Source organism: Mycolicibacterium houstonense, assembly GCF_900078665.2.
In the GTDB taxonomy this organism is placed as follows: Bacteria; Actinomycetota; Actinomycetes; order Mycobacteriales; family Mycobacteriaceae; genus Mycobacterium; species Mycobacterium houstonense.
Genome location: NZ_LT546207.1, coordinates 3621873 through 3642940, shown reverse-complemented (window position 1 = coordinate 3642940; position 21068 = coordinate 3621873). Strand labels below are relative to the sequence as shown.

Sequence of the window (21068 nt, the reverse complement as noted above, 5' to 3'; positions counted from 1 at the left end):
GTTGCCGCCGCTTTCTGCGTGGGGGCTGCCGACCGCGCCGGGACCGCAACCCCTACGGAGAAAACGACGGATGGCGGTCAGGCGCTAGTTGCAGCCGCCGGCGTGGACCCAGCGGCCGTTGTAGCCGATGCAGCCACTGACGTTCGAGCCTGGTGGCGGCGGGGGCGGCGGTGGCGGGTCCTCCGGCAGCGGGGCGTAGTACGCCGGCGGCGGGACGTAGGGAGCCACGGCATCGGCGATGTTGACGCACCCGCCCACCGAGATCCGGCGTCCGGCGCTGGCACACACGTCCGCTGCGGCCGTGCCGGCCGGGGCGAACAGCACGATCGCGCCGGGCAGTGCGGTGACGGCGAGCGCGGCCGTCGCTGCGCGGCGCCAGGGTGATGGTGATGATGAGCTGAACATCATTGNCCTTCCCGAGGTGGGCAGGTGCCGATTGCATCGCCCGGCGGGCCGAACATTAGCAGGCAGGGCGGGCGGTGCGCGACGGATGCTTCGCTCGGCAAGGACGTGGCTTGGCTTGCGGTGTCGATGTTTAGGGCCGCGGCGGCGAGGCGATCCGGGTGTTGCGATAGGCCGTCGGCGTCGTGCCGAACCAGCGTTTGCAGGCCCGGGTGAGCACACTCTGCTCGGCATAACCGAGTTGGTGGCAGAGCTGGTCGAGGCTCAGGTCGGTGTCCAACAGCAGCCGTTGTGCGGACTCGCGGCGGGTCTGGTCGACCAGATCGGCGAACGTGGCATTCTCGGCGGACAGTCGCCGTTGCAGGGCTTTGGGATGAAGGCCGATGTGACGAGCAATGTCGGTCAGGCCGACGGCCCCGGTCGGGAGCAGTTGGCGTACCAGGGTGCGCACCAATTGGGCGGTCGCCGGGTGGAACTCGCCGATGACCTGGGCGAGGTAGTCGACAGCGGTCTGGTGGGCGAGCTGATCGGTGGGCAGCGGTCGTTGCAGATCGGTGGTGCGCAGGGTGAATCCGGCGACCGATTCGGAAAAGCTGGGCGGGCAGCCGAAATAGCTCTGGTAGTCGTCGGCCGGGGTCAGCGCGGGATGGGGCAGGTGCACCGCGACGGGACGATAGGCCGGGCCGAGGAACAGTCGCAGGACCTGCAGGGTGACTCCCAACGAGAGTTCGATGGCCTGCGCCTGCGGCGGCGACGGATCGAGCTGGTACTCGAATTCGAAGCGCCGCAGCTCGGGGTCCAGATGTGCGGTCACCCGCGCGGTGATCGACGGGCTGTACGCCGCCATGAACTTGTCGAAGATCACGAAGGCCTCGGCGACGGTGGCGGCGTTGCGCCCGGCAAGCCCGACCGGGCCGAGAATCTCGATGCCCTGCCGCAATGCCAAACGCCGTCCGAAATCCGGCGTTTCGAGTGTGATCGCGGCATCTTCGAGCATCCGGGCGCCGTTGGGCAGCGAGATGAACCGGTCGTGCCGGCCGACGTCGTCGTAGGGAATGTGGGCGGCGGTCACCAGAGCGCGACTGTTTCCGCCGAGTTCGGTGACGAGCTGGTGAAAATTCGTGAGCGCCGTCCCACGAATCACCGCCATGTCCCAGACTGTCAAAGATTTGTCCTGGAAAGTCAAGACGCAAGGCGGCGATTTGCTGCACAGTAGATGCCCGGGTCGGGGTCACATTGCTTTGGAGGGAAAGGGGCACGGTGTCTGACGTGCAGAGTGACAAGGTGGTGGCGCCGGTTCTGCCGGGAGGCGGGGTTTTGCCGTTCGCGCCGGTTGCCTCGGGCAGCATCGCGGGCCGGACGTTGCAGGAATCGACGTACAGTCCGCGGACGGCACCGAAGCGACTGCACGACGACTCGCCGAACATCGTCATCGTCCTCATCGACGACGCCGGGCCGGGCCTGCCCTCGACGTTCGGCGGCGAGGTGACCACCGCGACCCTCGACCGCATCTGTGCTGAAGGCGTGTCCTACAACCGCTTTCACACCACCGCGATGTGCTCGCCGACCCGCGCCTCGTTGCTGACCGGTCGCAACCACCACGAGATCGGCAACGGCCAGATCGCCGAACTGGCCAACGACTGGGACGGATACGCGGGCAAGATCCCGCGGTCGAGCGCCACCGTGGCCGAGGTGCTCAAGCAGTACGGCTACGCGACGTCGGCCTTCGGGAAGTGGCACAACACCCCCGCGGAGGAAACCACCGCGGCCGGACCGTTCGAGAACTGGCCCACCGGACTGGGTTTCGAGTACTTCTACGGTTTTCTGGCCGGCGAGGCGTCGCAGTACGAGCCGCACCTGGTGCGTAACACCACCGTGGTGGCCCCGCCGAAGACGGCCGAGGAGGGCTACCACCTGTCCGAGGACCTGGCCGACGACGCCATCTCTTGGCTGCGCCGGCACAAGGCCTTCAACGCCGACAAGCCGTTCTTCATGTACTGGGCCAGCGGCTGCCTGCACGGGCCGCACCACATCATGAAGGAATGGGCCGACAAGTACGCGGGCAAGTTCGACGACGGCTGGGATGCCTACCGGCAACGGGTTTTCGATCGTGCCAAAGAGAAGGGCTGGATCCCGTCAGACTGTGAGCTGACGGCGCGGGACGAGCAACTGGCGGCCTGGGACGACATCCCCGAGGACGAGAAGCCGTTCCAGCGCCGCCTGATGGAGGTGGCTGCCGGGTACGCCGAACATGTCGACGTGCAGGTCGGCCGGATCGCCGACGAGCTCGAAGAGCTGGGCTACGCCGACAACACGTTGTTCCTCTACATCTGGGGCGACAACGGCTCCTCCGGTGAAGGACAGAACGGCACCATCGCCGAACTGTTGGCGCAGAACGGTATTCCGACCACGGTGCGTCAGCACATCGACGCTCTCGATGAGCTCGGCGGGCTGGATGTGCTGGGATCGCCGCTGGTCGACAACCAGTACCACGCGGCCTGGGCCTGGGCCGGCAGCACGCCGTACAAGGGGATGAAGCTGCTGGCCTCGCATCTCGGCGGTACGCGCAACCCGATGGCGGTGCGCTGGCCGGCCAAGGTAGGTGCCGACGCCACACCGCGCGACGTGTTCCTGCACTGCAACGACATCGTGCCGACCATCTACGACATCGTCGGCATCGCACCGCCGCAGGTCGTCAACGGCGAACCCCAGATGCCGCTGGCCGGTGCCAGCTTTGCCCGGACCTTGGTCGACCGGAATGCGCCCGGCGGCAAGAAGACTCAGTACTTCGAGATCATGGGCAGCCGGGCCATCTACCACGATGGGTGGATGGCCTCGGCTCGTGGACCGCGTCTGCCGTGGGTGCCGGGCACGCCACCTGGCATCGCGACCTGGACTCCGGACAACGACACCTGGGAGCTCTATCACCTCGACGAGGACTGGACGCAGGCGCACGACCTCGCCGACCAGATGCCCGAGAAGGTCGCGCAGATGCGCGAGATGTTCATGGTCGAGGCGGCCCGCAATGCCGTGCTGCCCATCGGCGGCGGGTTGTGGGTGCCGGTCTATCACCCCGAACTACGGATCGCCCCGCCGTACCAGGAATGGGAGTTCTCGGGCGACATGGTCCGGATGCCCGAGTTCTGTGCACCGGCGCTGGGCAACAAGAACAACGTCGTCACCATCGACGTCGACATTCCCGCCAATGCCAATGGGGTGTTGTACGCGCTCGGTGCGGGGGCCGGCGGGCTGACCGTCTACCTCGATGAAGGGCAACTCTGCTACGAGTACAACCTTTTCATCCTGTCGCGCACCAAAATCCGTTCGGAGAGCAAGATCCCGCCGGGACGCGCCACCCTCACGGTCACCACCCAATACGCCGATCCCCGCCCGGCCGGCCCACTGGACATCACGGTCGCGCGCAACGGCGAAACCATTGCCAGTGGCCAGGTCCCGATCAGCGCACCGCTGCTGTTCACCGCCAACGATTGCCTCGACATCGGAACCTGCCTCGGCTCGCCGGTTTCGCTCGACTACCGCGAGCGTGCCCCGTTCCCCTTCGAAGGCCGTATCCACCGCGTCCACGTCGCCTACACGTAGTCGACGAAAACCAAAGAAAGGTATGACTTTTCGTGAAGCATGATCGGCGCATGGCCAAATGGCTGGTCGCCCTCGGTACCGCGATGCTGATGGTGGCCACGTTGGCCTGCTCGCCGTCCGACGAATCTCGGCCGTCCGGACCCGGGCAGCTGACGCCCGAGGAGGCCAAAGCCATTGCCTTGGACGCGTATGTCTACGGCTACTCACTGGTGACCGTCGAGATGACGCGGCGGGTGATGACCAACGTGGAAAAGGTGGACGGCCCACGCGCTCCCATGGGTCAGCTGATGCGGATGCGCGAGTACCCCAACGCGCAGTTCCGGGACGTGACCGCGCCCAACGCCGACACGTTGTACACCAACGGATTCATCGACGTCAAAGACGAGCCGTGGGTGCTGAGCCTGCCCGAGGCGCATGACCGCTACTACCTGTTCCCGATGCTCGACGGCTACACGAACGTCTTCGAGGTGCCCGGGAAACGCACCACCGGAACCGGGCCGCAGACCTACGCGATCACCGGTCCCGGCTGGAAGGGCACGCTGCCCGCGGGCGTGACGGAGTACAAGTCGCCCACGTCGACCGTCTGGCTGATGGGCCGCATCTACTGTGACGGCACGCCCGAGGACTACGCCGTCGTGCACAAGATGCAGGACGAGATCTCACTGGTCCCGCTCAGCTCGTACGGCAAGCCCTACACCCCGCCGGCCGGCGACGTCGATCCCGCCATCGACATGAAGACGCCGGTGCGCGATCAGGTCAACAACCTGAGCACCGAGGCGTACTTCGACCTGATGGCCGGCCTGATGAAGGACAACCCGCCGACCGAGGCCGACCGGCCGATCGTGGACAGGATGGCCAAGCTCGGCATCATCCCCGGCGAGAAGTTCGACATCGACAAGCTCGGCTCGGACGTGGCGGCAGCCCTGCAGTCGGTTCCCAAGGAGGGTGTCGACAAGATCCTCGCCCGGTTCAAGGAACTCGACGACGTCAACGGCTGGCGGTTCACCACCCAGACCGGTCAGTACGGCACCGACTATCTGCAGCGCGCGATGATCACCTACGTCGGGCTCGGCGCCAACCGGCCGCAAGACGCCGTCTACCCGACCTCGGAGGCCGATGCCGACGGCCGGCCGTACGACGGTGCCAACAAGTACACGGTGCATTTCGACAAGGGACAGTTCCCTCCGGTCGACGGGTTCTGGTCACTGACCATGTACGACGAGGGCTACTTCTTCGTCGACAACCCGCTCAACCGGTACACACTCAGCCAGCGGAACACGTTCGTCACGAACCCCGACGGGTCGGTCGATCTGTACCTGCAGCACGACAACCCCGGCCCGGAAAAGGAAGCCAACTGGCTGCCGGCGCCGGCCGGGAAGTTCAACCTCATGCTGCGCCTGTACTGGCCGAAGGAAACTCCGCCGTCGATCATCGACGGCACCTGGAAGCCGCCGGCCATCGCCAAGGTGTCCTGACCGCTCCAATCGATCCACACCCGTCAAAGGAGTCCGATGCACAAACACACACCAGCAATCCTGGTGGCGGCAGTAATCGCTGGAGCCACTCTCGTCGGCGCCCCACTCGCCATTGCGCCAAGTGCCGGTGCCGACGTGTGCGCCGGAGCTGGTGGGCGCCACTTCTCGGCCGGTGGCTGCACCAACATCGCCGGCGACGTCGCTGCGGGCGCAGCGATTGCCGCCGCCCATGTGCCCTATGTTCCTGGCGAGGTTCCCTGCTACACGGTCGAAGGTGTCCCGTACTTCACGCCACCGGGAGACCCCTGCTGACCGAGGACGCCGCGTAGGGGGGCCTTGACGCGAACACAGTCACCGAAAGCCGAAATGGCTGCCAGACCGTAGTCCGGCAGCCATTTCGGCGGTGTGGGTTCTAGTGCGCAGCCAGTTGCGGGTGCAGCACCCGGCGGCGGTGGCGCAGGAAGCTGGTCAACCAGCGAACATCGATCAACATGGCGTGGGCCTTTCTGTCAGGCGCTCTTGATAAGCAGGGGCAGCAACCGGCGGCGTGCCATGTTGCCTTCGGCGAAGTGGTGCAGGGCTTCGGGTACCGACGCGGTGAACGGGACGTCCATCTCCTGGCGGCGGACCTCGGTGAGCACCGGCTGGCTGGCGACCACCGCCCAATCCACACCGAGGGCGCCGCAGCGCTCATCGATGTCGAAGAAGAGGGAGATTGCCTGCGGCGCAAAGCTGTTCACGCCGCTCAAATCGAGTGCCAACGGCTTCTCCGCGAGGATGAAGCGATTCACGTACGACGCGATCTGGTCGATGTTGTTGCTGTCGATGTCACCCTTGATGGTCACCACTGTCGCCAGCTGGCGGCAGTGAGCGCGCATCGAGGCGCCGTCGCAAACCACTGCCGGGGTGTTGTTCGTGAAAGTCATGATCAGCCTCCCGCCTTTTCCCTGAGCTCTGGCTGAGCTCCGTCGCGTCAACCTGTCCCCAAAGTTATGCGGGCAATCTAAGGCGGCTGGGTGCCAGCGTTAATACTTTGCTAAGAACCGTCGGGGGCTTACTCGTCGGTAAGGTTCACACGATCAGTACGTCGAGTGTTCGGGGTCCGTGGACGCCTTCTACCCGCTGTAGTTCGATGTCGCTGGTGGCGCTCGGGCCGGAGATGAAGGTCAGCGGACGCGCCGGCGTCAACGCGGCGAACGCCTGGGGCACGGTGTCGACGATCTGCTCAGCGCGCACCACGCAGATGTGATGGTCGGGCACCAGGGTGAGCGCACGCCGGCCCTGACCAGTGCCGGCGTCGAGCACGATCGTCCCGGTCGCGGCGATGCCCAGGGCACATGCGGTCAGCACCGCATCGGCCCGGTCGAGCTGTTCGACGCTCAGCGCGGGTGCGTCGGGCAGCGTCGTCAGCCCGCTGACCCACTCGGGTGACAGATCGGCAGGCACGACCACCGTGGCGTCCGGTCCCACCAGGCGAAGGACGGTCGTCGCGATGTCCGGTTCGCTGATGCGGTGCACGCGCGCCCGGTATTCGGCGACCGTCTCGGCGAACCGTCCGACGTTGCCCGCGCCGGTGCGCGGCTCGTGGTGATAGTCCCGCGGCACCTCGACGGCCTGCGGCGGTGCCGATGCCAGGGCGGCGCGAATCCGGCCCAGCACCGCGCTGCGTGCCGTGCTCACCGGTCACTCCCGCCGTGGGTGCGCCGCCACCACTGACGGAACGTCTCGGCCGGCGGTTCGGGAATGTCGCGGCTGGCGGTCCACTTCGATGCCGGCCACGGCAGGGTGGAGATGCGGTGATCGCGCCCGGCGATCAGCCGCCCGGCGCCCAGAGCTTTCTCGGCCAGCGCGAACCGGCCCGCACGCGCCATCGCCCAGCCCGCGGCCTTCATCGCCAGATCCTGCCCGCCGGGTAACCCTGCTCTGTCTTGGTCGACCTGCTCGGCGCGCAGGTGCACCAGGATCGACGGGATGTCGATACGCACCGGGCAGGCCTCGAAGCAGGCCCCGCACAGCGACGACGCGAAGGGCAGGCTGGCGTTGGGATCGTCATGGCCGGAGGTACCGGTGAGTTGCGGGCTCAGGATCGCCCCGATGGGTCCTGGATAGACCGAGCCGTAGGCGTGCCCGCCGGTGCGTTCGTACACCGGGCACACGTTCAGGCAGGCGCTGCAGCGGATGCAGTGCAGGGCCGCACGTCCCACCTCGTCGGCCAGCACCCGGGTGCGGCCGTTGTCCAACAGGACCAGGTGGAACTCCTGGGGTCCGTCGCCGGGGTGCACCCCGGTCCACATCGAGGTGTACGGGTTCATCCGTTCGGCCGTCGACGAGCGCGGCAGCAGCTGCATGAACACCTCGAGGTCGGTGAAGGCGGGGATGACCTTCTCGATGCCCATCACGGTGATCAACGTCTGCGGCAGGGTCAGGCACATCCGGCCGTTGCCTTCCGATTCCACGACCGCCAGCGTGCCTGTTTCGGCGATGCCGAAATTCGCCCCGCTGATCGCCACCTTCGCGGTGAGGAACTTGCGGCGCAGATGCGCCCGGGCCGCCATGGCCAGCACCCGCGGATCGTCGGTGAGCTCGCCCGCCTCGGGCATCTCGCGGGTGAAGATCTCGCGGATCTCGGCGCGGTTGCGGTGGATCGCCGGCACCAGGATGTGGCTCGGTTTGTCGTGGCCGAGTTGCACGATCAGCTCGGCCAGATCGGTTTCGAACGCGGCGATGCCCTGGGCCTCCAGGTACTCGTTGAGCCCGATCTCCTGGGTCGCCATCGATTTCACCTTGACCACTTCGTCGGCCCCGGTGGCCCGGATCAATTCGGTGACGATGCGATTGGCCTCGTCGGCGTCACGGGCCCAGTGCACCATGCCGCCGCGGGCAATGACGTTGCGCTCCAATTGTTCCAGGAGCTCGGGCAGGTTCGCCATCACCTGCTGCTTGAGCGCGCTGCCCGCGGCGCGCAGCTGTTCCCAGTCGTCGCACTCGCGTATTGCGTTGAGGCGCTTGGTGCGGATCGTGTGGGTGGCATGGCCGATGTTGCGGCGCAATTGGGAATCGGCCAGCGCTGTGCGGGCGGCTTGCGGGAAAGGCGCGTCGCCGCGCAGGTTGCCGACGCCGGGCGTGCCGAGAAACGTCATGACCCGGCCGCCAGGATCTCGGCCAGGTGCACCGTGCGCACCCCCGACCGCAGCCGGCTCAACCCGCCGCCGATGTGCATCAGGCACGACGAATCGCCTGCGCTGCACACCTCGGCCTCGGTCGCCAGGATGTGGGCCATCTTGTCGGCCAGCATCGCCGTGGACGTATCGGCGTTCTTGATCGCGAAGGTTCCGCCGAAACCACAACAGGATTCGGCCTCCGGCAGTTCCACCAGCGTCAGCCCCCGCACCTTGCGCAGCAGCCGCAGCGGCTTGTCGCCCACCCCGAGCATGCGCAGCGAGTGGCAGGTCGGGTGATAGGTGACGCGGTGCGGATAGTAGGCGCCGACGTCGTCGACACCGAGCACGTCGATCAGGAACTCGGACAGCTCGTAGGTCTTGGCGGCCAGGCGTTCGGCACGGATGGTGAGGTCCTCGTCACCGGCGCGGCGGGCCACCATCGCGTGCTGATGACGCACCGACCCGACACATGAGCCGGACGGGGCCACGATGGCCTCGCAGTCCGCGGACTCGAAGGCCTCCACGTGGTTGCGTACCAGCGCGGTGGCTTCATCGAGGTAGCCGGTATTGACATGCATTTGGCCACAACAGGTTTGGCCTTGTGGAAACGTCACCTGATGGCCGAGGCGCTCAAGCAGTTCAACCGTGGCGATCGCTGCGGGCGGAAACATCGCATCCGCCAGGCAGGTCGCGAACAGGGCGATTCGCATGCGCACTCCTCAAGCGTGACGTGTCCACAGTACCGATCGGGTGGTGATGCGTTTTCCGATTCGAATCAGGGCAGCCGTCGTAAATCCAGCGCGTAGAACAACTTGTCGTATCGCCGTTCACCCACCGCGACGAATCTCTCAAGCACCCCGTACCTCTTGAAGTCCAAGGACTCGTAGAGCCGGGCGGCGCGCTTGTTGTCAGCTCGGAGGTCCAGGGTCAGCACCTCGACGTGTGATTCGGTAGCGGCCCGGATCAGTCCCTGCATCAGGAGCCGGCCGATGCCCAGGCCTTGCCACCGTGGGTCGACTGCCACCTTCTCGACGTCCGCGTGGGGTCGGTGCGTCGGACGCGCATACCGGCGCCAATAAGCGAATCCGGCCGGCTGCCCCTCCACTTCCGCGACGAGCAATGCGGCGTCACCGGTCACCACCGCGTCGGCTGTTGCACCCAGCAGTTCGGCAACCTCGCCCTCGGTCGGTGGATCGACCCAACCCAACGCGGCGCCTCCGGCCACCAAGTGCTGGAGGAGTGCCGTGATGGCTCCGGTCAGCGGTGGTACCAGATCAGGTGAGTCGACGGAAACAATCCGAACTGCTTTCGACCCGAGCATCACCGAAGTATCCCAAGCCCTCTCGTAAGCCTCAGTGCTTCCACTGCGCGCCGCGGTAGTGTTCCCACGGGTTGTAGTCGGCGAGCAGCTCCTCCTGCGGCGGACGCTCGGCCTCGGGAACGTGCTGCAGATTGATCCGCACCCGGTACCAGATCGAGCTCGGACCCCGCATCCCGTCGAGCAGGACGTCGACGGGCTCGAGTCGCTCGGCCGCCGCGGGATGGCGCTGCCGCCACACGTCCAGCGCCGCCAGCGCCTCGTCCTTGGTCTTGGTCTTGGCGATCTCGATCAGCGGCATGCTCGATTGCCTGCGGCCATCGGGCGAGGCGGCTTTCGGTGCCTTCTCGGCCGGGCCGAGCTCCTTGGCGAGCGCGAGCAACGCGTCCAACCCGCCGACCGTGATGTCCATGCCCTCCCAGGGGTCGCCGATCTCGGCGAACCGGTCGGGCACGGTGGCGACCGTGAACGCCTCCGGGCGACACTCGTCGACCTCGTCCCAGCGCAACGGCGTGGACACCCGGGCGTCGGGCGTCGCACGCACCGAATAGGCCGATGCCACCGTGCGGTCCTTGGCGTTCTGATTGAAGTCGACGAAGACCCGGGTGCCTCGTTCCTCCTTCCACCAGCGTGCTGTCGCGAGGTCGGGGACGCGTCGCTCCACCTCCCGCGCCACGGTCTCGGCGGCCAGTCGCACCTTGGTGAACGGCCACCGCGGGTGGATGCGGGCATAGATGTGGAAGCCCCGTGAGCCCGACGTCTTGGGCCAGGCGGTCAGGCCGTGCTCCTCCAGCACCTCGCGGGCAACGTGGGCGACATCGACGATCTGCGACCACTCGACCCCGGGCATCGGGTCCAGGTCGACCCGCAGCTCGTCGGGATGATCGAGGTCCTCGGCCCGTACCGGATGCGGGTTGAGGTCCACACACCCCAGGTTCACCGCCCACGCCAGGCCCGCGGCGTCGCGCAACACCGCCTCCTTGGCGGAGGTGCCCGACCGGTATTTGAGCTCGGCGACGTCGACATAGTCCGGCCGCTTCTCCGGTGCCCGCTTCTGGAAGATGGCCTCGGTAGAAATGCCTTTCACGAACCGCTTGAGGATCATCGGGCGGCCGTAGACACCGCGCAGCGCGCCGTCGGCCACTGATCGGTAGTAGTTGATCAGATCCAGCTTGGTAACGTGCGCGTCAGGGAAAACCACCTTGTCAGGGTTGGTGACGGCCACCTCGAGGCCGTCGATCTCCAGCGACGTTGCACCGGCCATGACCACATGCTAGTTACCGCCCCCGGTGCGACGGCCGTCACTTATTGTGGCGACATGCCAAGTTTGTCTGATCTGCCGGCGAACCTCGCGGCCAAGGCCAAGCAGTATGCGGAGCGGGGCGCGGCCGAATTGCACTACGCGCGCAAGATGTTCGAGGCGGGTGCACTGCGGCTGGAGCCACCACAACACGTTGCGGCCATGCTGGGGGACATCCGGACCTGGGGCGAGATCGGCATGATCCCGGCGCTCAACGCGCGTCGGCACCCCCAACGCCTCGCGGTCATCGACGACGAGGGCGAGATGACGTTCGGTGAGCTCGACGCCGCGGCGCACGCGGTCGCCAACGAACTGCTGACGATGGGGGTCAGAGGCGGTGACGGGGTCGGGATCCTGGCCCGCAACCACCGCTGGTTCCTGGTCGCGCTGTACGGCGCGGCCCGGGTGGGCGCCCGGATCATCATGCTCAATTCCGAGTTCTCCGGCCCGCAGATCAAAGAGGTCGCCGAGCGCGAGGGCGCCAAGGTGATCATCTACGACGACGAGTACACCGCCGCGGTCGCGCAGTCCGAGCCCGAGTTGGGCAAGCTGCGGGCGCTGGGCGTCAACCCCGATTCCGACCAGCCGTCCGGCAGCACGGACGAAACCCTGGCCGACGTCATCGCCCGCAGCAACGGCAGGCGCGCGCCCAAGGCCTCCCAGCATCCGTCGATCATCATCCTGACCAGCGGCACCACCGGAACACCCAAGGGCGCCAATCGCGCTGCTCCGCCGTCGCTGGCCCCGGTCGGCGGTGTGCTGTCGCACGTCCCGTTCAAGGCCGGTGAGGTGACCGCACTGCCGGCGCCGATGTTCCACGCGCTCGGGTTCCTGCATTCCACCATCGCGATGATGCTGGGCAGCACGCTGGTGCTGCGTCGACGGTTCAAGCCGGCCACCGTGTTCGAAGACGTCGAGAAACACAAGGTCACCGCCATGGTCGTGGTGCCGGTGATGCTCTCCCGCATGCTCGACCATCTCGAGAAGATGCAGCCCAAGCCCAACCTGTCCTCGCTGCGGATCGTGTTCGTCTCGGGCTCCCAGCTCGGGTCGGAGCTGGCGTCCCGCGCGCTCAAGGATCTCGGGCCGATCATCTACAACCTGTACGGGTCGACCGAGATCGCCTTCGCGAGCATCGCGCGGCCCAAAGATCTGTCGATCAACCCGTCCACCGTCGGCCCGGTGGTCAAGGGCATCACCGTCAAGATCATCGACGACAACGGCAAGGAACTCCCGCAGGGACAGGTGGGCCGCATCTTCGTGCGAAACACGTTCCCGTTCAAGGGTTATACCGGCGGTGGAGGCAAGGAGATCATCGACGGGATGCTGTCGTCCGGTGACGTCGGATACTTCGACGAGCACGGACTGCTCTACGTCAGTGGACGTGACGACGAGATGATCGTCTCCGGCGGGGAGAACGTGTTCCCGGCCGAGGTCGAGGATCTGATCAGCGGGCATCCCGAGGTCATCGAGGCCACCGCGCTGGGGGTCGAGGACAAGGAGTGGGGCCACCGGCTGAAGGCGTTCGTGGTGAAGGCCGAGGGGGCCAGCATCGACGAGGACACCATCAAGACCTACGTCAAGGAGCATCTGGCCCGCTACAAGGTGCCGCGTGAGGTGGTCTTCCTCGACGAGCTGCCGCGGAACCCCACCGGCAAGATCCTCAAGCGGGAACTCCGCAACCTGGAATAGATCGCCCGCGGCGGTGGTAGTACAGCCTTGTGAACATCGACCTGAGCGGAAAGACGGCACTCGTCACCGGTTCGACCCAGGGCATCGGGCTGGCCATCGCCGAACAACTGGCGCGCAGCGGTGCCCGTGTTGCGGTCAACGGTCGGACACCGGTCCGCGTCGATGAAGCCGTCGCGAAACTGGACGGGTTCGACGTGGTCGGTATCGCCGCCGACGTCGCCTCCGAAGACGGGGCGGCCGACCTGCTGCGTCAGCTGCCCGACGTCGACATCCTGGTGAACAATCTCGGGATCTTCGGCGCGGTACCGGCGCGGGAGGTCACCGACGAGCAGTGGCGCACCTACTTCGACGTGAATGTCCTTGCCACTGTGCGGCTCATCCGTAGCTACCTGCCGGGGATGATCGAGCGTGGCTGGGGCCGGGCCATCCAGATCGCGAGTGACTCCGCCATCGTCACGCCCGCCGAGATGATCCACTACGGAGTGTCCAAGACCGCGTTGCTCGCGGTGTCCCGGGGCTTCGCCAAGGACGCCGCGGGTACCGGGGTGACCGTGAACTCGGTGATCGCCGGCCCGACCCACACCGGGGGTGTGGAGGATTTCGTCTATCAGCTCGTCGACAAGTCGCTGCCCTGGGACGAGGCGCAACGGGAGTTCATGCGCAAGCACCGGCCGCAGTCGCTGATCCAGCGGCTCATCGAACCGGAGGAAATCGCGAACATGGTGACTTACCTGGCGTCCCCGCTGGCCTCGGCCACCACGGGTGGAGCGTTGCGGGTCGACGGCGGCTACGTGGACTCGATCCTGCCGTAGCGTTCCTTCGCCGAGCAGACACAAAACTGTCCCTTATGGCACGAAAATGGGCAGGTTTGCGTCTGCTCGCGAGGCTTCAGGAGAGCATCGCGGTGCCCGGCACGGCCAGGCACAGCAGCGACAACGCGAGCAGGAACCAACCTGCGCCGTGCCAGATCGGCCACGTCCCCTCCGCCCGCCACACCTGGTAGGTGCGGAGGAAGGCACCGAGCCCCCCGACGAACAGAATCGTGGGCACCAGCGCCGCCGAGAGCACGGAATGATCAAATGCGTAGAACGCCAGGGCAAGTCCGGCAACGGCGATCACCGCGAGCACGTAACCCACCGCGGCGCGGAACATTTGCGGGTCGTGCCAACGCTTTTCGACGTCGTTCCGGTCACTGTCCATATCGTCGGCTCATATCGTCACGGCCCGTTGATGTACCAGGCCAGGCATCCCGGCCTGTCCCGGCACGCGATGATGGCGCCGGCATCCGGGGCGGCACCGCGCACCCGGGGTTGGCGGGGCGGCAGATTGCAGTTCACCACGTAGGGGTTCCACGGGATGACCCCGTTGACGCACGGCCGGGCCTGGGTGTCGGTGGGGGCCGGAATGTTCTGCGCCCACACGGCGGTCGGAGCGACGACGACTGACAGCACGGCCGCTCCCACCAGTACCGGGCGCAGCATGCGTTGTCGTGACGTACTCATATCGAGTGCCAACCATTCCTGATCGCCGTCTATTTCGACGGTAGCACTGGAACGTTCGCCGGTGTTCTGCGTTCTCGGTCGATTTGACGCGCCAGGAAATTAGGATGCGCGTGTGGCAGCGCGGACCGACGGCGCGGCCGCGAGCCCGCAGAAGCGGACGCGCGGGCGGCCGAAGCTGGACATCGACTGCGACGCCGTCGCCGACGCCGCAGCCGAACTGTTCGCCGAGGGCGGCTATGACGCGGTGACGATCGTCAATGCCGCCGACAAGCTCGCCGTGTCCAGGGCCACGCTGTACCGCACCGTGCCCACGAAGGACGACCTGCTGCGCATCCTGTTCGAGCGCAGCACCGCTCAACTGACGGCGCGGGCTCAGGACGTGCTGGGCGCGACCGACGATCCCCGGGAACGGCTGGCAGGGCTGATCCGGGTGCAGGCCGTGGCCGCGATCCGGATGCGGGGGCACATGTCGGTGTTCTTCGAATCCGGCCAGCTGCCGCCCGAAGTGCTGGGCCGGTGGCGCAGATGGAGCCGCAAGTACGAGAGCGCCTGGATCGGCCTGGTGGCCGACAACATCGAGGCAGGCACCCTCGACATCGGCGGCGGCGATCCGCGGGTGGCCGCCCGGCTGATCTTCGGAATGCTGATCTCGGTGTGCCGGTGGTACCGGCCCGGCGAGGCCATCACGCCCGAGGAGGTGGCCGAGGTGGCCATCCGGTTGCTCGGTCTGTCGGCAACCGGACGGCCCCGCTGAGGCCTGCGGGCTACGGATCGCGCGGCAGGCCGAGCAGGCGTTCGGCGATGATGTTGAGCTGCACCTCGGTGGTACCGCCGTAGATCGTGGTGGCCCGGCTGGCCAGCAGGTATTCGGCCCAGCGGCCGTATTCCTGCTCGGCGTCGCCGATGGCTCCGTCGGTGCCGAAGGACGCCACCGCGAACTCCGCGTAGCCCTGACCGGTCTTCATCGACAGCAACTTGGAGATCGCCGCGGCCGGCATCGCATCACCGCCGGCCAGGGTCAAGAGGGTGGACCGCAGGTTGAGCACCTTGGCGGCGTGGCCCTCGGCGATCAACTGGCCCGCGCGGTTCTGGTCGATCTGGTCGAACTGGCCTTCGCCCAGGAACGCCACGAACTGGTCGAGATTGGCCAGGAACGGCGGCTCGCTGCTGCCGATCGACACCCGCTCGTTGGTGAGCGTGTTGCGGCTGACCTCCCAGCCGCGGTTGACCTCGCCGAGCACCATGTCGTCGGGCACGAACACGTCATCGATGAACACGGTGTTGAACATCGCGTTGCCGGTGAGCTCGCGCAGCGGCTTGACCTCGACGCCCGGCGCGGTCATGTCCAGCAGGAAGTACGTGATGCCCTGATGCTTGGGAGCGTTTGGCTCCGTTCTGGCCAGCAGCGCACCCCAGGCTGAGAACTGCGCACCCGTGGTCCAGATCTTCTGCCCGGTGATCCGCCAGCCACCGTCGACCTTCGTCGCCTTGGTGGTCAGGCTGGCCAGGTCCGAACCCGCTCCGGGCTCGGAAAACAGCTGGCACCAGATCATCTCGCCACGGAACGTCGGCGGCAGGAAGCGCTGCTTCTGCTCCTCGGTGCCGAACGCCACGATCGACGGGATGATCCAGGAGGCGATGCCCATCTGCGGACGCCGCACCCGTCCGGTGCTGAACTCCTGGGCGATGATGATCTGCTCGATCGGCTCCGAGGCCCGGCCCCACGGCCGGGGCAGGTGCGGCTGCACCCAGCCGCCCTCGGCGATCGCGGTATTGCGCTCGGAACCACTCGGAAGGGCTTTCAGCGCAGCCACTTCCGCACGGATCTCGTCGCGGATCTTCTCGGTGTCCGGATCCAGGTCGATGTCGACCGGACGCATTCCCGACGTGGTCGCGGTGTCGACCACCAACTGCGGGTAGTCCGCGGCCCGGCCGAAGCACGCGGCCAGCACGAGTGCCCGGCGGTAGTACACGTTGGTGTCGTGCTCCCAGGTGAATCCGATGCCACCGTGCACCTGGATGCAGTCCTGGGTGGTGTGCTGCGCGGCCGCCGGGGCCAGCGTGGCGGCCACCGCGGCGGCGAACTCGAAATGGGTTCCCACCGAATCCCCGTCACGCACGTCGTCCAGCGCGCGGGCGGCGTCCCAGACGGCGGCGGTGGCCCGCTCGGTCTCGGCGATCATCCCGGCGCACTTGTGCTTGATCGCCTGGAACTGGCCGATCGGCCTGCCGAACTGTTCGCGGATCTTCGCGTAGCCGCTGGCCGTATCGGTGGCCCAGCGGGCCACGCCGATCGCCTCGGCCGACAACAGCGTCGTGATCAGGGCTCTGGCGTGGGCGCGGCTCAGGTTGGACAGCACTCGGTCGGCCTCCTCGCCGGAGCTGACCTCGACGGCGTTGGCCCGCACGTGCGCCAGCGGGCGCAGCGGGTCGACGCTCTTGACCGGTTCGATCTCCAGCTGAGCGGCGTCCAGCACCACCCACTCGACGCCGGAGTCGATCGCGACCGGGAGTACCAGCACCGATGCCTGCGCGGCGGCAGGTACCGCCCGGGCCTCGCCGCGGATGACCAGACCGTCGCCGTGCCGGGTGGCGGTCAGGCCCGAGTCGATGGCGTAGGCGGAGATGGTGTCGCCGGATGCCAGGCCGCTCAAGACTTTCGCGTCGGGGTTGTTCGCCGAGATCAGGGCGCTGGCGATCGCCGACGGCACGAACGGCCCCGGGACGGCGCCGTAACCGAACTCGGCCAGCGTGATGGCCAGCTCGAGGATGCCGAAGCCTTGCCCGCCAATGGATTCCGAGAGGTGGACACCTGGCAGGCCCTGTTCGGCTGCGGCCTTCCAGTAGGGCGGGGGATTGGGGACGGGAGTTTCGAGGGCCTCGTGCAGCACGTCGGACGGCGCCACCCGCGCCACCAGGGACCGAACCGAATCGGCCAGGTCGTTGTGCTCAGACGTGATCGCAATGGGCATGCGGTACCTCCATCTGGGGGCATATTTCTAATAACCGGTCGGTTGGGCCGAGGGTACCCCGCAGTGACGCGCGCCACTCCGGCGGCCTATGTAACCCCGTTAACTACGTGAGCCAGATGTTCGCCGTCGCGGATGCGGCGGCAGTTGTCAACCGCCATGGTCAGATAGCGGCGCATCGTGTCGACCGTGTACCAGGTGACGTGGGGGGTGAGCACCACATTGGGCAGCTCCAGCAGGGGATTGCCCGGCGGTACCGGCTCCTCGGCGAACACGTCCAGGCCGGCCGCGGACAGCTGCCCGCTGCGAAGCGCCTCCACCAGGGCGGGCTCGTCGATGATCGGACCGCGCGCGGTGTTGACGACGACGGCGCCGGGCTTCATCGCGGCCAGCGCCTTGCTGTCGAGCAGGCCCCTGGTGGCGTCGGTCAGCGGCAGGTGCAGCGAGACGATGTCGCTGGCGGCCAACAGATCTGGCAGGCTGCGCCACTGCGGATGTCCGGTGTTGCGGGTGCTGGTGTGGATCACCTGTGACGGGTCGGCGCCCATGGCCACGACGATCTTTTCGACTCGCTTGGCCACGTTGCCGTAGCCGAGCAAACCGACTGTGCACCCGCTGATGTCGCGCACGGTCTCACCGAGACTGTGGTCGGACGGCCAGCCCTTCCCGGCTCGGGTGGCCCGGTCGAGTTCGGGCAACCGCCGCAGTGCGGCGAGCATCAGCAGGACGGTGCCCTCGGCCACCGACGGTGCGTTGGCGCCGGGCATGTTGGCCACCAGGATGCCCAGCCGGCTGGCGGTGTCCACATCGATGGTGTTCACCCCGGCGCCGAGCTTGTGGACCAACCGCAGCCGCAGCCCGCGTTCCAGATCGTCGCCGGAGACCGGCCGCAGGACATGCCAGAGCACCTCGGCCGTCGGCAGTTCGCGATAGAAGGTGTCGTCGTCGTCTTCGGCGCAGAACGTGACATCCAGCCAGTCACGATGCGGTGCAAGGAAATCCAGCACCTTGTCGCCGGGGGTGAAATGGGCGAGAACCCTGATCCGGCCGGGGTTCACCGCCACCGCTTCGCGATCCATCGAGCGATGGTATCGGCCTGCTCGCTACGGGCGCCCGGAGTGGTGAAGTAGTGATCGGTGTCGATCGAGCACTGCTCCTTGTCCGCGCTCGCGAGTGCGTCGTAGATGCGTTTGGCGTCGGACGGGTACACCCCGGTGTCCTGGTCGGCGTTGATCACCAGGGCCGGGCAGGTGATCCGGGCCAGGTGGGGTTCGGCCCGGGTCTGGGCGTGCCGCAGGCTCCACATGCCGATCCAGTTGCGCACCGTGGTGGCCGCGGCGATACCGCGGGCCGAGCGGTTGGCCTTGACCGGCACCCCGGCGTAGCACAGATTGGCCTGCCGGTTGGTGGGCTCGATCGTGGGGTCGACCATCCGCGGGTCGGCCCAGGTGCGCATGACGGTGAAGGGGCGGTCCGAATATCCGGCCGCCTGAATCCTCTTGAGCTCGTCGGTGGCCCAGTCGGTGATCTTCTCGTTGCGTGCGACCTGCGCGGCCCGGTAGCGCGCCACGAAATCGGCGGAAAAGGGCGCGGGGTTGCGTTCGTCGAACAGATCCAGCTCGGGATCGGCGGCGATCGCGTCGTTCTCGTCGACCACCGAGGCATCCATCCAGGCGGTCAGCACGTCCGGGCGACCGGGATGAGCGGCGCTGGCCACATACCCGTCGGCAGGCAGCAGTTCGGTCAGGCCCGCCGCGGGCCGCATCCCCTCCAGCGGCGTGACATGGTGATCGGTAGCCTGGGCCTGGTAGGCCGACATCAGCGATCCGCCCCCGGAATTACCCAGCAGGACAACGGTTTCGATGCCCTGGACCTCGCGCAGCCACCGCACCCCGACGCCGATGTCGACCAGGGCGTGGTCGAGCAGGAAGCTGCTCTCGAATCCGCGGAACCGGGTGTTCCAGCCCAGGAAGCCGATGCCCCGGGTGGCCAGGTAATCGGCGATGTAGTGCTCGGAGAAGTCGATTTGATAGTGCGTGGCGATCACGGCCACCTTGGGTTTGCGTCCCACCCCGCGGTGATAGAGGCCCTGGCACGGGTGCCCGCCCGCACCGGCGCGGTGGGCGGTCGGAGATTCCAGGCCGACGAACTCGCGGACCACGCCGGCCGCCGCTGAGGTCTTGGTCATTCGTGAGGCTTCCCGTCGTGGTAGATGGTCCGGTAGAAGATGTTGGCCAAGGTGGTGATGCAGGCGGTGTCGTCGGCCACGGCGTCACGGCCGCCCGACAGTTGGACGTAGCAGAACTGGTTGAGCATCGACACCAGGGCGACGGCGGTCAGGTGGGGGTCGTCGTCAGGGCAGAACCCTTGGTGCTGAGCATGTTTGACCATGTCGGTGATCATCGAGACCGGCAGCTGGCAGATCTCGTCCCAGTATTCGGCGAAGTCGTCGTCGATCATCGCCATCTGGTACACGCTGATGATCTCGGCCAGGCGGTGCCGGTACGTCGTCCAGTGCGCGGACGCCGCCTGGTGGCTGCGTTCCCAGTTGGTCAGGTTCGGCCCGGTTGCGGGAAGGGCTCGTTCGCGGGCCTCGTTTCGGAACCGAAGTGCCCATTCCCGGACCATGGCCTCCTTCGAGGCGTAATAGTTGTAGAACGATGCGGCCGACCGGCCCGCCTCGGTGGCGATGTCGGCGATCGTGGTGGCCAGGATGCCCTTGCGGGCCACCACGGCGCGGGCGGCGCTGTCGATCGCGGCCTGGGTCTGGCGGCCACGCGCGGTGGGCAGGGGTGTTCGGGGACTGATGGTCACGGATTTCCTCACTCCGGCGGGCCGGGAAATCTTGCAGGGCCATTGTTCGTATCTGAATCTGATGTTAGATTCAGATACGCTACTGCGCCAGTGTTTGGTGCATTCGAGTGCGTTCGCCCGGAGGTGTGTCGACGTGATCAAGCCCAACAATCCCAACCCGGAGTTCGAATTCGGCGGCATCAACCATGTGGCCCTGGTGTGTGCCGACATGGAGCGCACGGTCGACTTCTACACCAACGTCCTCGGCATGCCCCTGATCAAGGCGCTCGATCTGCCCGGCGGCATGGGGCAGCACTTCTTCTTCGACGCCGGCAACGGAGATTGCATCGCGTTCTTCTGGTTCCGCGATGCCCCCGACGGGGTGCCCGGCATCTCGGCGCCGGCGGCGATCCCTGGCATCGGCGAGTTCATGAGCTCCACCGGGTCGCTGAACCACATCGCCTTGCACGTGCCCGCCGAGAAGTTCGACGAGTACCGGCAGAAGCTCAAGGCCAAGGGCGTCCGCGTCGGTCCGGTGCTCAACCACGACGACAGCCCGATGCAGGCCTCGGCCACCGTGCACCCCGGCGTCTACGTCCGGTCGTTCTACTTCCTCGACCCGGACGGCATCACCCTCGAATTCGCATGTTGGACCAAGGAATTCACCGACGAGGACGCACAGGTGGCTCCCAAGACGGCCGCTGACCGGCGTCCGTCGGTGACTGCTGCGGGGTAGTCCGACCGGTTCCTGGTGTTTCCGGGCTTACCACGGCGGCCGTTCGGGCGCCGTGCCGCCGCCATTGTCACGCCAGCCGGGTTGTCCGGGTTCCCTGGGCGCCTTGCAGGCGTGAAAATG

At 67.0% G+C, this 21068-nt stretch carries 21 protein-coding genes; 7 read left to right on the top strand and 14 right to left on the bottom strand.

The genetic code is table 11. From position 1 onward, the window contains the following. Positions 1 to 84 precede the first annotated feature (84 nt). Positions 85 to 405, bottom strand: a complete 321-nt coding sequence (locus BN4332_RS18145) for a hypothetical protein (RefSeq protein ID WP_066900654.1) — start codon at positions 403 to 405, stop codon at positions 85 to 87. Between the two features lie 130 nt (positions 406 to 535). Continuing rightward, the gene (locus BN4332_RS18140; protein WP_066900326.1) at positions 536 to 1552 is read right to left on the bottom strand and encodes an AraC family transcriptional regulator; all 1017 of its coding nucleotides are present in this window, start codon (positions 1550 to 1552) and stop codon (positions 536 to 538) included. Between the two features lie 110 nt (positions 1553 to 1662). Between BN4332_RS18140 and BN4332_RS18135 the strand changes: the two genes are divergently transcribed. Genes BN4332_RS18135 through BN4332_RS18125 form a run of 3 tightly spaced genes read left to right on the top strand, consistent with a single transcriptional unit; the run spans position 1663 to position 5789 of the window. After that, a complete protein-coding gene (locus BN4332_RS18135; RefSeq protein WP_066900324.1) occupies positions 1663 to 4002 on the top strand; it encodes an arylsulfatase in 2340 nt (779 codons plus the stop codon). A 50-nt stretch (positions 4003 to 4052) separates the two neighbouring features. Beyond that, positions 4053 to 5477, top strand: coding sequence for a DUF1254 domain-containing protein (locus tag BN4332_RS18130; protein WP_066900652.1), 1425 nt, complete (start codon positions 4053 to 4055; stop codon positions 5475 to 5477). 36 nt (positions 5478 to 5513) lie between these two features. After that, positions 5514 to 5789 (top strand): hypothetical protein, encoded by a 276-nt coding sequence (locus tag BN4332_RS18125; protein ID WP_074133106.1) that lies wholly within the window; start codon positions 5514 to 5516, stop codon positions 5787 to 5789. A 197-nt stretch (positions 5790 to 5986) separates the two neighbouring features. Here the strand turns inward: BN4332_RS18125 and BN4332_RS18120 are convergent, their stop codons facing one another. The 6 genes from BN4332_RS18120 to ligD all read right to left on the bottom strand — a co-directional run bounded on the left by BN4332_RS18120 (position 5987) and on the right by ligD (position 11220). Then, on the bottom strand, positions 5987 to 6403 hold the full coding sequence (locus BN4332_RS18120; protein ID WP_066900322.1) for an STAS domain-containing protein: 417 nt from the start codon (positions 6401 to 6403) through the stop codon (positions 5987 to 5989). 145 nt (positions 6404 to 6548) lie between these two features. Beyond that, positions 6549 to 7157 (bottom strand): LutC/YkgG family protein, encoded by a 609-nt coding sequence (locus BN4332_RS18115; RefSeq protein WP_066900320.1) that lies wholly within the window; start codon positions 7155 to 7157, stop codon positions 6549 to 6551. After that, a complete protein-coding gene (locus BN4332_RS18110) occupies positions 7154 to 8617 on the bottom strand; it encodes a LutB/LldF family L-lactate oxidation iron-sulfur protein (protein WP_066900319.1) in 1464 nt (487 codons plus the stop codon). Before BN4332_RS18110 ends, BN4332_RS18115 begins: the two co-directional genes overlap by 4 nt. Continuing rightward, positions 8614 to 9348, bottom strand: coding sequence for a (Fe-S)-binding protein (locus tag BN4332_RS18105; RefSeq protein WP_066900317.1), 735 nt, complete (start codon positions 9346 to 9348; stop codon positions 8614 to 8616). The genes BN4332_RS18110 and BN4332_RS18105 overlap by 4 nt, the downstream gene beginning before the upstream one ends. A gap of 65 nt (positions 9349 to 9413) precedes the next feature. Then, positions 9414 to 9959 carry a GNAT family N-acetyltransferase gene (locus BN4332_RS18100; protein WP_066900315.1) on the bottom strand — a complete coding sequence of 182 codons (546 nt, stop codon included), beginning with the start codon at positions 9957 to 9959 and terminating at the stop codon, positions 9414 to 9416. Positions 9960 to 9990: 31 nt separating this feature from the next. Then, the gene (ligD, locus tag BN4332_RS18095) at positions 9991 to 11220 is read right to left on the bottom strand and encodes a non-homologous end-joining DNA ligase (protein WP_066900651.1); all 1230 of its coding nucleotides are present in this window, start codon (positions 11218 to 11220) and stop codon (positions 9991 to 9993) included. A gap of 54 nt (positions 11221 to 11274) precedes the next feature. Here ligD and fadD2 point away from each other — a divergent pair, with 54 nt between their 5' ends. Both fadD2 and BN4332_RS18085 read left to right on the top strand, forming a co-directional pair. Beyond that, entirely contained in the window at positions 11275 to 12948 is a 1674-nt protein-coding gene (gene fadD2, locus BN4332_RS18090; RefSeq protein ID WP_066900313.1) for a long-chain-fatty-acid--CoA ligase FadD2, read from the top strand. Positions 12949 to 12977: 29 nt separating this feature from the next. Further along, a complete protein-coding gene (locus tag BN4332_RS18085; protein WP_066900311.1) occupies positions 12978 to 13760 on the top strand; it encodes an SDR family NAD(P)-dependent oxidoreductase in 783 nt (260 codons plus the stop codon). Positions 13761 to 13836: 76 nt separating this feature from the next. On the opposite strand, the gene BN4332_RS18080 is transcribed toward BN4332_RS18085, so the two are convergent. Both BN4332_RS18080 and BN4332_RS18075 read right to left on the bottom strand, forming a co-directional pair. Next, positions 13837 to 14148 carry a hypothetical protein gene (locus BN4332_RS18080; protein WP_066900309.1) on the bottom strand — a complete coding sequence of 104 codons (312 nt, stop codon included), beginning with the start codon at positions 14146 to 14148 and terminating at the stop codon, positions 13837 to 13839. Between the two features lie 17 nt (positions 14149 to 14165). After that, on the bottom strand, positions 14166 to 14450 hold the full coding sequence (locus BN4332_RS18075) for a hypothetical protein (RefSeq protein ID WP_066900307.1): 285 nt from the start codon (positions 14448 to 14450) through the stop codon (positions 14166 to 14168). A 112-nt stretch (positions 14451 to 14562) separates the two neighbouring features. Here BN4332_RS18075 and BN4332_RS18070 point away from each other — a divergent pair, with 112 nt between their 5' ends. Then, complete coding sequence (locus BN4332_RS18070) at positions 14563 to 15204, top strand: TetR/AcrR family transcriptional regulator (protein ID WP_066900305.1); 642 nt, start codon at positions 14563 to 14565, stop codon at positions 15202 to 15204. A gap of 10 nt (positions 15205 to 15214) precedes the next feature. Here the strand turns inward: BN4332_RS18070 and BN4332_RS18065 are convergent, their stop codons facing one another. From BN4332_RS18065 to BN4332_RS18050, 4 genes are all read right to left on the bottom strand, one after another. Further along, positions 15215 to 17422 carry an acyl-CoA dehydrogenase family protein gene (locus BN4332_RS18065; RefSeq protein ID WP_066900303.1) on the bottom strand — a complete coding sequence of 736 codons (2208 nt, stop codon included), beginning with the start codon at positions 17420 to 17422 and terminating at the stop codon, positions 15215 to 15217. A gap of 86 nt (positions 17423 to 17508) precedes the next feature. After that, positions 17509 to 18498, bottom strand: a complete 990-nt coding sequence (locus BN4332_RS18060; RefSeq protein WP_200820311.1) for a 2-hydroxyacid dehydrogenase — start codon at positions 18496 to 18498, stop codon at positions 17509 to 17511. Further along, a complete protein-coding gene (locus BN4332_RS18055) occupies positions 18474 to 19607 on the bottom strand; it encodes an alpha/beta hydrolase (protein ID WP_066900301.1) in 1134 nt (377 codons plus the stop codon). The genes BN4332_RS18060 and BN4332_RS18055 overlap by 25 nt, the downstream gene beginning before the upstream one ends. Further along, positions 19604 to 20233, bottom strand: coding sequence for a TetR/AcrR family transcriptional regulator (locus BN4332_RS18050; RefSeq protein ID WP_066900299.1), 630 nt, complete (start codon positions 20231 to 20233; stop codon positions 19604 to 19606). The genes BN4332_RS18055 and BN4332_RS18050 overlap by 4 nt, the downstream gene beginning before the upstream one ends. 133 nt (positions 20234 to 20366) lie before the next feature. Between BN4332_RS18050 and BN4332_RS18045 the strand changes: the two genes are divergently transcribed. After that, a complete protein-coding gene (locus BN4332_RS18045) occupies positions 20367 to 20948 on the top strand; it encodes a VOC family protein (protein ID WP_066900297.1) in 582 nt (193 codons plus the stop codon). Positions 20949 to 21068 lie beyond the last annotated feature (120 nt).

What these genes read in the sequence shown, in the direction of transcription:
- BN4332_RS18145 (WP_066900654.1), bottom strand. Translation starts at nt 405, where the DNA reads ATGTTCAGCTCATCATCACCATCACCCTGGCGCCGCGCAGCGACGGCC.
- BN4332_RS18140 (WP_066900326.1), bottom strand. Translation starts at nt 1,552, where the DNA reads ATGGCGGTGATTCGTGGGACGGCGCTCACGAATTTTCACCAGCTCGTC.
- BN4332_RS18130 (WP_066900652.1), top strand. Translation starts at nt 4,053, where the DNA reads ATGGCCAAATGGCTGGTCGCCCTCGGTACCGCGATGCTGATGGTGGCC.
- BN4332_RS18125 (WP_074133106.1), top strand. Translation starts at nt 5,514, where the DNA reads ATGCACAAACACACACCAGCAATCCTGGTGGCGGCAGTAATCGCTGGA.
- BN4332_RS18120 (WP_066900322.1), bottom strand. Translation starts at nt 6,403, where the DNA reads ATGACTTTCACGAACAACACCCCGGCAGTGGTTTGCGACGGCGCCTCG.
- BN4332_RS18110 (WP_066900319.1), bottom strand. Translation starts at nt 8,617, where the DNA reads ATGACGTTTCTCGGCACGCCCGGCGTCGGCAACCTGCGCGGCGACGCG.
- BN4332_RS18105 (WP_066900317.1), bottom strand. Translation starts at nt 9,348, where the DNA reads ATGCGAATCGCCCTGTTCGCGACCTGCCTGGCGGATGCGATGTTTCCG.
- BN4332_RS18100 (WP_066900315.1), bottom strand. Translation starts at nt 9,959, where the DNA reads ATGCTCGGGTCGAAAGCAGTTCGGATTGTTTCCGTCGACTCACCTGAT.
- ligD (WP_066900651.1), bottom strand. Translation starts at nt 11,220, where the DNA reads ATGGCCGGTGCAACGTCGCTGGAGATCGACGGCCTCGAGGTGGCCGTC.
- fadD2 (WP_066900313.1), top strand. Translation starts at nt 11,275, where the DNA reads ATGCCAAGTTTGTCTGATCTGCCGGCGAACCTCGCGGCCAAGGCCAAG.
- BN4332_RS18080 (WP_066900309.1), bottom strand. Translation starts at nt 14,148, where the DNA reads ATGGACAGTGACCGGAACGACGTCGAAAAGCGTTGGCACGACCCGCAA.
- BN4332_RS18075 (WP_066900307.1), bottom strand. Translation starts at nt 14,450, where the DNA reads ATGAGTACGTCACGACAACGCATGCTGCGCCCGGTACTGGTGGGAGCG.
- BN4332_RS18065 (WP_066900303.1), bottom strand. Translation starts at nt 17,422, where the DNA reads ATGCCCATTGCGATCACGTCTGAGCACAACGACCTGGCCGATTCGGTT.
- BN4332_RS18060 (WP_200820311.1), bottom strand. Translation starts at nt 18,498, where the DNA reads ATGGATCGCGAAGCGGTGGCGGTGAACCCCGGCCGGATCAGGGTTCTC.
- BN4332_RS18055 (WP_066900301.1), bottom strand. Translation starts at nt 19,607, where the DNA reads ATGACCAAGACCTCAGCGGCGGCCGGCGTGGTCCGCGAGTTCGTCGGC.